This window comes from Aeromicrobium sp. CnD17-E, from assembly GCF_024124745.1.
In the GTDB taxonomy this organism is placed as follows: domain Bacteria; phylum Actinomycetota; class Actinomycetes; order Propionibacteriales; family Nocardioidaceae; genus Aeromicrobium.
In genome coordinates this window covers 1-13,850 of record NZ_JAMXRU010000088.1, presented here as the reverse complement: position 1 = coordinate 13,850, position 13,850 = coordinate 1, and the positions used below count along the sequence as shown (strand labels likewise).

The window sequence follows — 13,850 nt, the reverse complement described above, 5'->3', positions numbered from 1 at the left end:
CACCGACGCGGGCGGCGCCGGCGCGGCTGAGCACGTCCGCGTCGTGCGGACGTAGTGCCGCGAGCGGGCTCACGCGGACCACCCGCCGGGTGGGCAGCCAGGCCGCGGCCACGGTCACGACGACCCCTCCGACGAACGCACCCCCGACCCACAGGGGCGACAGTGCGACCGCACCCAGCGTGCTGGCGTCACTGAGGGCACGCACCGCGGCGACGATGCCGTAGCCCGCCCCGACTCCGGCGACGACGCCCAGCGCCGACGCGAGCAGGGCCACGGCGACGGACTCGACCCGGACCGAGCGCAGCACCTGCTGGCGGGTCGCGCCCACGCAGCGCAGCAGCGCGAGGTCGCGCGTGCGCTGGGCGAACAGGATGGTGAACGTGTTGGCGATGACGAGCACGGCCACGAAGCCGGCCACCGTCGCGAACAGCAGGAGCAGGATGCCGATGGCGTCGAACCCCTGGTTCAGGGTCACCACGCGCGCGTCGACGTACTCGCCCTGCGTGCGCACCGGCTCCTCGGTGACCTTGCTGAGCGTCGCGCCCACGGCCGTCGGGTCGCCGGAGGTGCCCACGACCACGGCGTCGGGCAGCGCGTCGGGCAGGGCCGACAGCGTCGGCCACGGCACGTACACGTCGGCCGACAGGTAGGTCGTCGCCTTCGCGATGCCCACGACGGTCACGGTGCGCCGGTCGCCGTCCGTGCCGATGACGAGCCGGTCGCCGATGCGGATGCGGTCCGCCCGCGCGGTCCGCTGGTCGACGAGCGCCTGACCGTCGGCCGCCGGGGCCTGCCCCGACACGACGGTCTGCCGACGCAGCGCGGGGTCGAGGCTGACGGTCGACACCGACGTGTCCGGGCCGAGTGACGTCCCGTCGCGGGTGACGGTGGTGAACGCGGTGCCGATGACGTCCGCGACAGCCCCCTGGCCCGCCGCGGCGCGCTCGACCGGCGCCACCTGGCTGCGGTCGAGTCCGTAGTCCGCCCCGACGACGAGGTCGGCACCGCGGTACGCGTGCTCCACCTCGGCCGACAGGCCCGACCTCGCGGCCGAGCCGACGGCGTTGGTGGCGATGACGAAGCCGACGGCGACCATGACGGCCACGAACGCGGCGACGTACCGGCGGGTGTGGGTGCGCAGCGACGCGCGCAGGACCGTCCTCACGACGCGTCCCGGTGGCTGCTGCCGGCGAGCACGGAGACCAGCTCGGCACGCGACGGGCTCACGAGGTGCGAGCGGATCCGGCCGTCGGCGAGGACGACGACGTCGTCGGCGTAGGCGGCGGCGTCGATCTCGTGCGTGACCATCACGACGGTGCGGCCGAGCTCGCGCACGGAGCGCCGCAGGTAGGCCAGCACCTCCGCCGACGCGGCGCTGTCGAGGTTGCCGGTCGGCTCGTCGGCGAAGACGATCGACGCCTGGCTCACGAGCGCGCGGGCGATGGCCACCCGCTGCTGCTGCCCGCCCGACAGCTCGCTGGGGCGGTGCCCGAGCCGGTCGCCGAGCCCGAGCACGGACACGACGGTGTCGAGGTCGTCGCGCACGTTCGCGTCGACGCGGCGGCCCGCGAGCTCGAGCGGCAGCAGGATGTTCTGGCGGGCGGTGAGCATCGGCAGCAGGTTGAACGCCTGGAACACGAAGCCGAGGTGGTCGCGGCGGAAGCGCGTGAGCCGGTCGTCGTCGAGCCGCGTGAGGTCGACGCCGTCGACCGTGACCGTGCCGCGGGTGGGGCGGTCGAGCCCCGCCAGGCAGTGCATGAGCGTCGACTTGCCGGAGCCCGACGGTCCCATGACGGCCGTGAACCGTCCGGGCGCGAGGTCGACGTCGACGCCGTCGAGGGCGTGCACGGCGGCGGCGCCCGTGCCGTAGGTCTTGGTGAGGTCGCGGGCCGAGGCGGCCGTCGCGATCGGTGCGTGGGTGGTGGTCGTCATGGCGACGACGCTATGGATCCCGACCCCCTCCGGTCGTCGGAGCGCGGGATGGTCCTGACGTCATCCCTGGGTCTGACGCGCGGCCAGCGGGAGGGGCTGTGCGCTAGCCCAGTCCCGCTTCGAGGGCGAGCAGTACGAGCTGGACGCGGTCGCGGGAGTCGGTCTTGGCGAGCAGGCGTCCGACGTGGGTCTTGACCGTCGCCTCCGAGAGGAACAGCGACGCGGCGATCTCGGGGTTGGTGAGGCCGCGGGCGATGAGCGAGAGCACCTCGCGCTCGCGGTCGGTGACGTCGGCGAGGCGGCGGGCGGTCGCTCCGCTGACCACGGCGCGCGACCCGGACGGCTGCACGAAGTGGTCCAGCAGGCGGCGAGTGGTCGACGGTGCGACGACGGCGTCGCCGGCCTGCACGGCGCGGATCGCGGCCAGCAGGTCGGGCGGTGCGGCGTCCTTCAGCAGGAACGCCGACGCACCGGCCTGCAGCGCCGCGAACGCGTACTCGTCGAGGTCGAAGGTCGTGAGCACGATGACCCGGGGCGGCGCGTCCCCGTGCAGGACGCGGCGGGTGGCCTCGACGCCGTCGAGCACCGGCATGCGCACGTCCATCAGCACGACGTCGGCCGTCACCTCGGTCAGCAGGTCGAGCGCGGCCTGCCCGTCGCCCGCCTCGCCGACCACCTCGAGGTCCGGCTGGCTGTCGACGAGCATCCGGAAGCCGGCACGCACCATCTGCTGGTCGTCGACGAGCAGCACGCGGATCGGGGCGCTCACCGGGGGATCCTCGCACGCACGCGCCAGCCCCCGCCGGGCGCCGGGCCGACGTCGAGGGTGCCTCCGTGCACGGCCACCCGCTCGCGCATGCCCACCAGGCCGAGACCGCCCGACCCCGCCGGGTGGGCGGCGCCGTGGCCGTCGTCGACCACGTCGACGAGCACGTCGGGACCGTCGAGCCTGACGTCGACGGTCGCGGTGGCGTCGGCCCCGGCGTGCTTGCGCACGTTGGTGAGCGACTCCTGCACGACCCGGAAGACGGTGAGCGCCACGCCATCCGGCACGGCCGGTGCCGGGTCCGGAAGGGTGGAGCGCACCCGGCCCGCCGCGACGTCGGCGGCCAGGAGGCGGGGCAGGTCGTCGAGCCCCGGCTGGGGGACCAGCTCGGGGTCCGAGGTGCCACGCAGGAGCCCGAGCAGGCGTCGCATCTCCGTGAGCGCCTCCCGTCCGGTCGACGCGACGGTCTCGAGGGTGCGGACGGCGACCTCGGGGTCGTGCTGCGCGGCGTAGCGGGCGCCGTCGGCCTGGACGATCATGCCGGTGATGCCGTGCGCGACGACGTCGTGCATCTCGCGAGCCACCCGGGTGCGCTCCTCGGCTGCCGCTGCCCGGGTCCGCTGCTCCGCCTCCTCGGCCATCCGCTCGCCGCGTTCCATGAGGGCCTGCTCGTAGGCGCGGCGGATCCGGGCCTGTGTGCCCAGGGCCCACGAGGCGATGACGATCGCGCCGATGGTGAGCGTGTAGGGCAGGAAGGTCATGAGGGTCAGGTCGGGCTGGACGACGCCGGGGGGTGGGTCGTCGTAGCGACCGGCCATCACCCACACCCACGCGGCGACACCGGTGGCGACCAGGCTGAGGGCCAGTCCGGCTCGGGCGTCGCGGGGGCGGCCGAAGCGCGCCAGGGAGTACAGCGCGACGGGGTAGGCGAGCTGCCCGATGGCGGGGTAGTCGTAGACGAGCGCCTGCACGCCGCTGAACAGCCAGACGAGGGCGAAGGTCGTGGCAGGTCGGCTGCGTCGCCACGCGAGGGGCGCCACCTGCAGGGCGCTGAGCGCGGTGACGTGGAGCGGCTGCCCGACGAGGAACGTCACGGCCGTGAGGCCGAGCAGCCCGACGACGAGCGCGGCGTCGAACCACTGCACCGCCTGTGGTCCCAGCCGCCAGGGGCGTCGTTCCTGCTCCGTCCTCACCCTTGCGACCCTAGGCGCTGGCGGCGTCAGCAACGTCAGTCCCAGGTCTGATCCTCGGGCGCGAGGGGTGGGAAACGTCCGCGCGCGGGCGTAGCGTCCGAGCATGAGCCAGTTCCCGGACCGTCATCGCAGTGCTCTGCTGGTCGTCGACGTGCAGGTCGACGTGGTTGCCGAGGCGCACGACCGCGACGGCGTGGTCGCGCGCGTCCGCGATCTCGTGGACGAGGCGCGGACCGCTGACGTCCCGGTCGTGTGGGTGCAGGACACGTTGCGTGGCGGCGGGCCGTCGAGGTCCGGGTCCGCCGGGTGGCAGGTGGTGCCCGAGCTCGAGCCGGGGGAGGGCGAGCCGCGGATCGAGAAGGACTACGGCGACGCGTTCGAGGCCACGGGGCTCGGCGACGTCCTCAGCGACCTCGGTGTCGGGCGCGTCGTGGTGGTCGGGGCCCAGACTGACGCGTGCGTCCGCGCCACCCTGCACGGCGCGTTCGTGCGGGGCTACGACGTCACGCTCGTCTCCGACGCGCACACCACGGAGGACCTCACGGCCTACGGCGCACCCCCGCCGGCCCAGGTGGTCGCGCACACCAACCTGTACTGGCAGTTCCAGGGCGGACCCGACCGCACGGCCGACGTGGTCGCCGCGGCGGACGTCGCCTTCTGAACCACCCCGTCGTCCGGCAGCGGTCAGCCGGCGCGGGTGCGGCGGGAGCTGGCGTGTCGGGTCCTGAGGGTGCGGTGGGTCTGGTGGGTGTGGGGGTCGATGGTGAAGAACCCTTGGTGCACGGCTGCATGGCAGCGGGGACACAACCCGATGAGGTTGGCGAGGTCGGTCGGTCCGCCGTCGGACCAGTACTGGACGTGGTGGACGTGGACGACGGGTCCTCTGCAGCCGGGGCCGGCGCAGGTGCCGCCTTGTCGGTTGACGATCGCCTTGCGCTGAGCCGGGGTGGCGAGGCGGTGGGTGCGGCCGACGTCGAGGACGGTGTGTCTGCCGGCGGTCAGGATGGGGGTGAGGTCGCTGTCGCAGAGCATCTGCTGCAGCTGGCCGGGGCCGATGGTGCCGAACCCTGCGAGCTCGCCGGTCGCGGTGTCCGCGTCGTCGGCGATCTGGGACATGTCGATGGTCAGATCAACGTGGGGTCGCACGCCCTTGTCCTGGGGCAGGCCGGACGCGAGCACGGAGGAGAGCAGGGCGTCGAGGGCGGTGACGCGTCGTTCTGCGACGGGTCGGTCGTCCTCGGCGCAGGTGGGTGCGGACAGTGACTGCAGGAGGGTCTTGAGCTTGGTGCCGGTGTCGAAGGGTAGGAACCCGGTCACGGCGACGCCGTCGCCGACGACGGAGACCTTGATGTCGTGCCGGTCCATGCCTTTGATCCAGGCCTCGTCGAGGTCGTCGGGGTGGGCGGTGGCGCGCAGCTTCTTGACGGCCTTGCGGATCTGGACCGGCTCGGCCCGCTCGGCCAGACGCAGCATCCAGCCCATGGAGTGCTCGACGACCATCGGGTCGATGTGCTTCGCCGCGTAGCCGAACGCGTCCACGTGGTCCAGGGACACCGCACCCTCGACGGCGAGTGACTCCAGGTCGGGCATGTCACGCAGCGTCCGGCCGGAGCGGACCAGCTGGCCCGCCTGTCTGCCGTCGAGGTGCAGCTGGTCACGTAGCCAGTTCTTCAGGCTCGAGCAGCCCTCGGCCTCGAAGTCGCGATGCTCGTCCACCTCCGCGACCAGCGCCACCTTCTCCGCATCGATCGCGTTCGAGAGTCCCTGCAGCAGCCGCAGCGCCTCGGTGCTCGTCGGGTACGCGCGCAGCTCGGCGGCGACGGCCTCGAGCCGGTCGGCGAGCAGCGTGCTGGACATGAGACAAGTATACCGAACAAAGGTACGAAAGTCATTCTTTGCACCTCCCTTTTTGGCTCTGGTTCCAGCCTTCTCCTTTCCTGCGACTCGGGCTCGGGGCAGCGCGCTGGACGAACGCATTCTTGACGTCCGGTGCCGGAATAGTGCGGCCTGGAACGAGGTTGATAAGATCAGACTCAAGTCAGTTGCCAGCGATTCGGCAACGACTTCTCAGAGCTTCCAGAACCCCGCAGCACCCGATCAGCAGGAGGAACCACCATGGCACGTGCCGTCGGAATCGACCTCGGCACGACGAACTCCGTCGTCGCCGTCCTGGAGGGTGGCGAGCCCACCGTCATCGCGAACGCCGAGGGCGCTCGCACCACCCCGTCCGTCGTCGCCTTCGCGAAGGACGGCGAGGTCCTGGCCGGCGAGGTCGCCAAGCGCCAGGGCGTCACGAACGTCGACCGCACCATCCGCTCCGTCAAGCGCCACATGGGCACCGACTGGAAGACGGAGATCGACGGGAAGTCGTTCAACCCGCAGCAGATCAGCGCCTTCATCCTGCAGAAGCTGAAGCGCGACGCCGAGGCGTACCTGGGCGAGTCGGTCACCGACGCCGTGATCACCGTCCCCGCCTACTTCAACGACCACCAGCGTCAGGCGACGAAGGAGGCCGGCGAGATCGCGGGCCTGAACGTCAGCCGCATCATCAACGAGCCCACCGCCGCCGCGCTGGCCTACGGCCTCGACAAGGGCGACGACCAGACGATCCTCGTCTTCGACCTCGGCGGTGGCACGTTCGACGTGTCCCTGCTCGAGATCGGCGACGGCGTCATCGAGGTCAAGGCCACCAGCGGTGACAACAACCTCGGTGGTGACGACTGGGACAACGCGGTCGTCGACTGGATCGTCAGCACCTTCAAGTCCAAGACGGGCATCGACCTGACCAAGGACAAGATGGCCATGCCCCGTATCCGCGAGGCCGCCGAGCGCGCGAAGATCGAGCTGTCCAGCTCGTCGTCGACGTCGATCAACCTGCCCTACATCACGGTGCAGGACGGCAGCCCCGTCTTCCTCGACGAGACGCTCAGCCGCAGCGAGTTCGAGAAGATCACGAGCGACCTGCTCGAGCGCACCAAGGCGCCGTTCAACAACGTCGTCAAGGACGCGGGCATCTCGGTGGGCGACATCGACCACGTCGTGCTCGTGGGTGGTTCCACCCGCATGCCCGCCGTGAGCGAGCTCGTGAAGAGCCTCACCGGCGGCAAGGAGCCGAACAAGGGCGTCAACCCCGACGAGGTCGTCGCCGTGGGCGCCGCGCTCCAGGCCGGCGTGCTCAAGGGCGAGGTCAAGGACGTGCTCCTGCTCGACGTCACCCCGCTGAGCCTCGGCATCGAGACCAAGGGCGGCGTCATGACCAAGCTCATCGAGCGCAACACGACGATCCCGACCAAGCGCAGCGAGGTCTTCACGACGGCCGACGACAACCAGCCGTCCGTGGCGATCCAGGTGTACCAGGGCGAGCGCGAGATGGCGGCGGGCAACCAGCTGCTGGCCACCTTCGAGCTCACGGGCCTGCCGCCCGCGCCCCGCGGCGTGCCGCAGATCGAGGTCACGTTCGACATCGACGCCAACGGCATCGTGAACGTGTCCGCGAAGGACCGTGGCACCGGCAAGGAGCAGTCGATGACGATCACCGGCGGCAGCGCGCTGTCGAAGGACGACATCGACAAGATGGTCAAGGACGCCGAGCAGTACGCCGAGGAGGACCGCAAGCGTCGCGAGGCCGTCGAGACCCGCAACCAGGCCGAGGCGCTCGTCCACACCACCGAGAAGTTCATCGCCGAGAACGGCGACAAGGTGGGCGACGACGTGAAGGCGCAGGTCCAGGCCGACGTCGACGCGCTGAAGTCGGCGCTCGAGGGTGACGACAACGACGCCGTCCAGGCGGCCGTCACCAAGCTGGGCGAGTCGAGCTCGAAGATGGGCGAGGCGATGTACGCCGCGGCCGCCGCCGAGCAGCAGGCTGCTGGCACCGACGCTCCCGCCGGTGAGTCGACCGACTCCGACGACGACGTCGTCGACGCCGAGATCGTCGACGACGAGGAGAAGAAGTGACGTCCGAGCCCGAGGGCACCACTCCTTCCCCGGAGAACTCCGGGGAAGGAGTGGCCGACGAGGCCGTGGAGGTGCCGACGGGCGAGGAGGAGGTCGTCGAGGAGGCTGCGTCCGGCGACGCGCCGACCGAGCCGACCGCCGAGCAGCAGCTCGCGGAGCGCACCGCCGACCTGCAGCGGCTGCAGGCCGAGTACGTCAACTACCGCAAGCGGGTCGAGCGCGACCGTGCGCAGGCTCGCCAGCAGGGCGAGGCCGCGGTGCTGCGCTCGCTGCTGACGGTGCTCGACGACATCGGTCGCGCGGAGCAGCACGGTGAGCTGTCGGGCGGCTTCAAGGCCGTCGCCGACGCGCTCACGCAGGCGCTCAAGGCGCACAAGCTGGAGGCGTTCGGTGCCGAGGGCGACGCGTTCGACCCCCGGCTGCACGAGGCGCTGTTCGCGGCGGGTGAGTCCGCCGAGGTGAGCGTCACGTCGGTCGGCCCGGTCGTGCGCACCGGCTACAAGGTCGGCGACGAGGTCCTGCGGCACGCGCAGGTCGGCGTCGTCGAGCCCGCCGAGGGCGACGCACCGGCCGCGTCGGACGAGACCTCCGACGACGAGTGAGCGGCGGTGGGGCGGCGACCAGGGTCGCCGCCCCACCGCGCCACCAGAGACCATCGCGACACGAGAGGAAGGGGTGAGCCGTGAGCAACCCGAGTGACTGGGCGAGCAAGGACTTCTACAAGACGTTGGGCGTGTCCAAGGACGCGTCGACCGACGAGATCAAGAAGGCCTACCGCAGGCTCGCGCGGGAGAACCACCCCGACTCCAACCCGGGCAACAAGGCCGCGGAGGAGCGCTTCAAGGAGGTCTCCGAGGCGTACGCCGTCCTGTCGAGCGCCGAGAAGCGCAAGCAGTACGACGAGCAGCGCACGCTGTTCGGGCAGTTCAAGGGTGGCTTCGGTGGTGGCGGCTTCGGCCAGCCCGGCGGTGGCTACGGTGGTCAGAACGCGACGGACTTCGACCTGAGCGACCTGCTCGGTGGCATCTTCGGCGGCGGGGGGCGCGGCGGACGTCGTCGCCCGCCGCAGGGACGTCGCGGTGACGACATCGAGACCGAGGCGACGATCACCTTCCAGCAGGCGGTCGAGGGCGCGACCCTCCCGCTGCGGATGACGAGCGACGAGGCGTGCCCGACGTGCCACGGAACGGGCGCCAAGCCCGGCACGGTGCCGAAGGTGTGCACCAAGTGTCAGGGCAGCGGCATGCAGACGAGCGCGTCCGGCGGCGTGTTCGCCATGACGGAGCCCTGCTCGCAGTGCCGCGGGCGCGGTCTGGTCGTGGAGCACGAGTGCGCCACGTGCCGTGGCACGGGCCGTGCCCCGTCGAGCCGCACCCTGCAGGTGCGGGTGCCGGCCGGGGTGAAGGACGGCCAGAAGATCCGGCTCAAGGGCAAGGGCGGACGAGGTGAGGGCGGTGCGCCCGACGGCGACCTGTTCCTGCTCGTCCACGTCGAGCCGCACCCCATGTTCGGCCGCAAGGGCGACCACCTCACCATCACGGTGCCCGTCGCGTTCGACGAGGCCGCTCTCGGCGCGCAGATCAGCGTGCCGACGCTCGACGGCCCCCCGGTGCGGCTGAAGGTCCCGGCGGGCACGCCGTCGGGTCGGACGTTCCGCGCCAAGGGCCAGGGAGCGACCACGAAGGCCGGCACCCGCGGCGACCTCCTGGTCACCGTGGAGGTGCAGGTGCCCACCGACCTCGACGACGCCCAGCGCGCGGCGGTCGAGGCCCTGCGTCAGGCGCGCGGCGCCGCCACACCGCGTGACGGCCTGTTCGAGGAGGTCGGCTCGGCATGACCGACATGCCCTTCACCCCGCCGGGGCCGGACGCGAAGGTGTTCGTCATCAGCGTCGCGGCCGAGCTGTCGGGGCTGCACCCGCAGACGTTGCGCACCTACGACCGACTCGGCATCGTCGAGGCCGGTCGCACCGGCGGCGGCGGTCGCCGCTACTCGTTGCGCGACGTCGAGCTGCTGCGCACCGTCGCGCGCCTGACCGCCGAGGGCCTGGGCCTCGAGGGCGTGAAGCGCGTGATCGCGCTCGAGAACCAGGTGCTGGCCCTCCAGCAGAAGGTCGCCGAGCTCCAGTCGGAGCTCGCGGCCGCGCACCACGCCCTCGGCACGGTGCAGAACCTGCCGGTGCTGGCGCAGCAGACCCAGCTCACCGTCTGGCGCCGCCCCAGCCGCTGAGGCTCAGCCGTCCGGTTCGAAGGCGGAGCTGCCGAGGACCCACGTGCCGACAACGGCCAACCAGAAGCTGCCGATGAAAGCACCGTCAGGAAGCTCGCGCCCCTGTCCCGCTGAGATCAGCACGAGGGCGAGCGGCGTCGCGAAGGCGGCCGCGACCAGCAACCGGCCGACCATGGACCAGGTGAGGTGGATGCGTCGCCGTACCGGATGCGTCCAGCGCGACCACCAGCGAGCTCGTCGCCAGGGCGCGGCCGGGGCAGCCGGAAGGTCGACGATCTTCTCCTGCGGCACCCTCGCGTCGAGGTGTCGCTCGAGTGCGGAACCCTTGGCCCACTCGCGCGGATCGAACCAGAAGGGCCAGCCGTCGGCGTCGACGAGATATCTCCCGCCGCCCTCGCTGCGTCCGGAGATCACGAGGTCGGCGGGGTCGAAGACGTGCGCGAGCTCACCGCGGGCGGCCTGGAGCTGGAGCGCACCGCCGTTGCTGACGACCACGCGTGCCGGCTCCGCCGGCCAGTTGCGGTGCCGGTGCACCGCGCCTCGCTGCACGGAGACGCGCCGCGGCCGGGACCGACGGATCTGCTCGTTCCAGTGCGTGGCACCGGGAAAGCCGAGCAGTGCCGTACGCCGCCACTGCTCGAGCGACTCGGCCACGTCGATGGCCCCGACCGAGCGCAGGTCGTGGAGCCGCTCCGCGACCGTCGCCGCCTCGCCGTCGAGCAGCCAGGAGACGGCGGCCGCGTAGGCGAGACCGGCGGCTGCGTAGGGGTCCGTCAAGCTCTGGATCCGTCGCTCGACCTGGGTGCTCACGTCCGCCGACGAGTGACGCTGACCTCGTACCCAGTGCAGCGCCGTGTCGGCGAGATCGGGCATGAGGTCCGGCGTGACGTCGGACCCGGCCAGCACGACGGCGTGGCCCGGGCTCACCCGCCAGTAGTCCGCCCACGGCGCGTAGGCCGCTGCGCGCTGCTTCCGCAGCCGATCGTGCAGGCTCTGCTGGAGCAGGTCGGTGAGGATCGTGGCGGCGACCGTCCGCTCGACGACGCCGCTGACGACGAGCCCGCTCTCCTCCACGTACGTCGCGGGGAGGACGTCCTCGACCGCACGGGCGTCGGGTAGGTCGATGAGCGTGCCCTCAGCCAGGTGCAGCTCCAGGTCCGGGGGAGGGGGTCCGTCGAGCACGAGTGCCCCGTTCCTGCGACCGAACGCTCGCGCGGCGTGCCCGCGAAGTGCCTCGGGGGTGGCCCGTGAGAGGCCCAGCTCTCCGTAGCTGACCACCCCTGGACCGCGGGCCCCGTACCGCTGCGACAGCGCGCGCGACGCAGCACCGCCGCGGAGCCGTGACTCTGCCGCCAGGACACGACGCTCGTGGTCGACGCCGTCGAGCTGCGGCTCCCGAAGCCACCGCGTGAGGCGTCCGAGGTGGTCGACCACGTCGTCCACTGGCCCGTGGGAGCTGAAGGTCGTGAGGGTGAGATCCACCGAGCCGTTGACGTCGAGCAGGCCGGACTCCTCCCCGTGCAGGGCGAGGTGCTCGAGGAGGTGCGTCCACCCGTGCTGAGGCAGTGCTTCGTCGACGGCGCCGACGCGGAACACCAACGTCGCCGAGAGTGTCGGTCGTCCGGAGTCCACCCAGAAGGTGGGGACGCCGTCGATCTCCGTGCGCTGCGGTTCCATCTCCCGATCCCCTCGTCCAGGGCTGCGGCTGACCGAGCATGGCACGCTCGATCGAGCAGTCGCCAGGCCTTTTCGCGGCTTCGTCGCTAGGCGCTCCGGACCTCCGCCTCCCAGCTGGGGACGGCGAGACGCAGGGCGACGAGCAGCTCGAGGCGGCGGTCGGGGTCGGTCAACGGGTCGTCGAGCATGCGCTTCGCGGTGGCGAGGCGCGTGTGGATGGTCTGTGCGGGCGTGCCCGTCTGGCGCGCGAGCACGTTGACCGGCGTGCCGTGCTCGAGCCAGTCGAGGACCGTGCGCCCCAGGGCCGCGCGGCGCACGGCGGGCAGCTCGAGGAACGGACCGAGTCGTGAGCCGGTGACCAGGTCGGCGAGCAGGGGCGAGCCGTGCACCATCACCTGCGTCAGGACGTCCCGGGTCTGCGTGACCGGCACGCCCGGCGCGGCGACGGCGGCGGTCGTGCGGGTCAGGCGAGCGGCCTCCGGAAGCTCGACGAGGGGCACGACGGGCCCGCGCGCGACGTCGACCCCGCTGCGTCGGCGCACCTGGGCGTTGGTCCACGTGGCCGGGACGGCGCCCTCGCCGGGTGCCGTCCCCGCGAGCACGTCGTCGCGATCGCGCAGCGCGAGATCGAGGGTCGCGTCCGGGTCGGTCGCCACGACCGGCGTGAGGCGGACGGCCGGGTCGAGCCCGCAGGCCAGGGCGAACCCACGCAGGGTCCGGACGTCTCCTGCGCCGAACGCAGCGCGGGACAAGGCGTGACGACGCCGCTCGGGCGCGAGTGCGTGGAAGCGCTGCATCGTCTGCATGCCCTGGCGGATGTGCCCGAGGATGCGCATCAGGTACTCCTGCACCGACCGGGACAGCGCCTCGGAGTCGAGCTGGTCGAGCTGGCGCAGCAGCACCGGCATGACGTGGCGTCGCAGACCTCGCCCGATGGCGCGCAGAGCGACCGTCAGGTCGTCGTCGGAGAGCCCGTGCACCGTCTGCAGCTCTCCGAAGTGCGTGCACTCGGCGGCCACGGCCTGGGCGGCGGTGCGCGGATCGCCGTCGTGCGCGAGGAAGGCGTCGATGCACGAGCCGGCGAGACGTGCACTGACGACCGCCCCGTTCGGGACGGAGTCGCGGACGAGTCTCTCGACCTGGCCTCGCAACCCCGCCCCGTCAGGGAGGGAGTTCGACGGGTGGTGCGGGAGGGATGGGTGCACCTCTCCCGTCGTCGTCATGGGTGCACGGTCACAGGGGCCGCAGGGTCGAGTCAACGTCGTTCGTCCGACCGACCCGAACCGGGCGGAAACTTGTCACGCGGGTGACAAGTCAGGAGACCGTACGAGACCCCGCGGACAGTGCGCTGACGCCCGCGGAGAGCCCGGCCGCGACGCTCGCGAGACCGGGACCCAGCAGGCCCCCGGCCGCGAGGGCGCCCGCGACCGCGCTGCACGTCAGCGCCACGACGAGGCCACGTCGCGCCGCCCTGACCGCAGACCGCGACGCGCGCAGCGCGGTGGCGACGCGCAGCACGTCGAGGTCGGGCAGACCGAGGTCGTCGGCCAACGTCGACGACGCGGCGACGTGCAGCACCCGCTGCCCCTCACGGGAGCGGGTCTCGACGTCGGCCTCCTGGTGGGCCACGTCGACGTCACCCGCAACGTCGACGACGCCCACCTGCAGCCCGACCTCGCGGGTGCGGGCGTCGGTGTCGGCGGAGCGGAGCGCGACGTCGAGGCCGAGGTCGCGCAGGGCCTGCACCCCCTCGGCCGCGTCGGGGCGGACGTCGTCGCCGACGGTGAGCGTGCCGAGCACCCGCGCGTCGACCTCGACGGCGAGCGTCGTCCAGGTGCCGGGGCGGGGCTCGAGACCGAGCCACGTCGGGTCCCCGACGCGCACCGGGTGCCGGTCGACCCGGCCCGACACGCCCGCGTCGCCGTGGCTCTGCACCTCGGTGACCCGGCCGCGGCCGGAGAGCCGGGAGACCGCGCGGGCGACCCGGTCGTCGCGCTCGTGCTGCAGGGCGCCGGCGAGCCAGCGCAGGTTGCGGTCGTGGTCGGGCTCGACGGGGTCGACCGAGGTCACCCGGAGGCCCCCGGTGGTGACGGTGC

Annotated in this window: 12 protein-coding genes and 1 pseudogene; 5 read left to right on the top strand and 8 right to left on the bottom strand. The window is 72.3% G+C overall.

The genetic code is table 11. From position 1 onward, the window contains the following. The 4 genes from NH339_RS14220 to NH339_RS18925 all read right to left on the bottom strand — a co-directional run. On the bottom strand, nucleotides 1-1,165 hold a 1,165-nt coding region (locus NH339_RS14220), incomplete at its 3' end, for an FtsX-like permease family protein (protein WP_253026467.1). Next, nucleotides 1,162-1,932, bottom strand: a complete 771-nt coding sequence (locus NH339_RS14215) for an ABC transporter ATP-binding protein (protein ID WP_253026465.1) — start codon at nucleotides 1,930-1,932, stop codon at nucleotides 1,162-1,164. The genes NH339_RS14215 and NH339_RS14220, both read right to left, overlap by 4 nt. A 103-nt stretch (nucleotides 1,933-2,035) precedes the next feature. Beyond that, complete coding sequence (locus NH339_RS14210; RefSeq protein ID WP_253026463.1) at nucleotides 2,036-2,701, bottom strand: response regulator transcription factor; 666 nt, start codon at nucleotides 2,699-2,701, stop codon at nucleotides 2,036-2,038. Beyond that, entirely contained in the window at nucleotides 2,698-3,891 is a 1,194-nt protein-coding gene (locus NH339_RS18925; RefSeq protein WP_253026461.1) for a sensor histidine kinase, read from the bottom strand. Before NH339_RS18925 ends, NH339_RS14210 begins: the two co-directional genes overlap by 4 nt. A 103-nt stretch (nucleotides 3,892-3,994) precedes the next feature. On the opposite strand from NH339_RS18925, the gene NH339_RS14200 reads away from it, so the two are divergent. Beyond that, nucleotides 3,995-4,552 carry an isochorismatase family protein gene (locus tag NH339_RS14200; protein ID WP_253026459.1) on the top strand — a complete coding sequence of 186 codons (558 nt, stop codon included), beginning with the start codon at nucleotides 3,995-3,997 and terminating at the stop codon, nucleotides 4,550-4,552. Nucleotides 4,553-4,575: 23 nt separating this feature from the next. Here NH339_RS14200 and NH339_RS14195 read toward each other — a convergent pair whose 3' ends face one another. Beyond that, complete coding sequence (locus tag NH339_RS14195) at nucleotides 4,576-5,748, bottom strand: HNH endonuclease signature motif containing protein (RefSeq protein ID WP_253026457.1); 1,173 nt, start codon at nucleotides 5,746-5,748, stop codon at nucleotides 4,576-4,578. Nucleotides 5,749-6,006: 258 nt separating this feature from the next. Between NH339_RS14195 and dnaK the strand changes: the two genes are divergently transcribed. From dnaK to NH339_RS14175, 4 genes are all read left to right on the top strand, one after another. Beyond that, nucleotides 6,007-7,848, top strand: coding sequence for a molecular chaperone DnaK (dnaK, locus tag NH339_RS14190; protein WP_253026455.1), 1,842 nt, complete (start codon nucleotides 6,007-6,009; stop codon nucleotides 7,846-7,848). After that, entirely contained in the window at nucleotides 7,845-8,450 is a 606-nt protein-coding gene (locus NH339_RS14185; protein WP_253026453.1) for a nucleotide exchange factor GrpE, read from the top strand. The genes dnaK and NH339_RS14185 overlap by 4 nt, the downstream gene beginning before the upstream one ends. A gap of 80 nt (nucleotides 8,451-8,530) precedes the next feature. Continuing rightward, nucleotides 8,531-9,685, top strand: a complete 1,155-nt coding sequence (gene dnaJ / locus NH339_RS14180; RefSeq protein WP_253026451.1) for a molecular chaperone DnaJ — start codon at nucleotides 8,531-8,533, stop codon at nucleotides 9,683-9,685. Between the two features lie 5 nt (nucleotides 9,686-9,690). After that, complete coding sequence (locus NH339_RS14175; RefSeq protein ID WP_253026469.1) at nucleotides 9,691-10,077, top strand: heat shock protein transcriptional repressor HspR; 387 nt, start codon at nucleotides 9,691-9,693, stop codon at nucleotides 10,075-10,077. A gap of 3 nt (nucleotides 10,078-10,080) precedes the next feature. Here the strand turns inward: NH339_RS14175 and NH339_RS14170 are convergent, their stop codons facing one another. The 3 genes and pseudogenes from NH339_RS14170 to NH339_RS14160 all read right to left on the bottom strand — a co-directional run. Further along, nucleotides 10,081-11,754, bottom strand: coding sequence for a hypothetical protein (locus NH339_RS14170; protein WP_253026449.1), 1,674 nt, complete (start codon nucleotides 11,752-11,754; stop codon nucleotides 10,081-10,083). Between the two features lie 86 nt (nucleotides 11,755-11,840). Beyond that, nucleotides 11,841-12,977, bottom strand: coding sequence for a helix-turn-helix domain-containing protein (locus NH339_RS14165; protein WP_253026447.1), 1,137 nt, complete (start codon nucleotides 12,975-12,977; stop codon nucleotides 11,841-11,843). Nucleotides 12,978-13,068: 91 nt separating this feature from the next. Then, nucleotides 13,069-13,850 (bottom strand): annotated as a pseudogene (locus NH339_RS14160) (HAD family hydrolase); the annotation flags it as partial.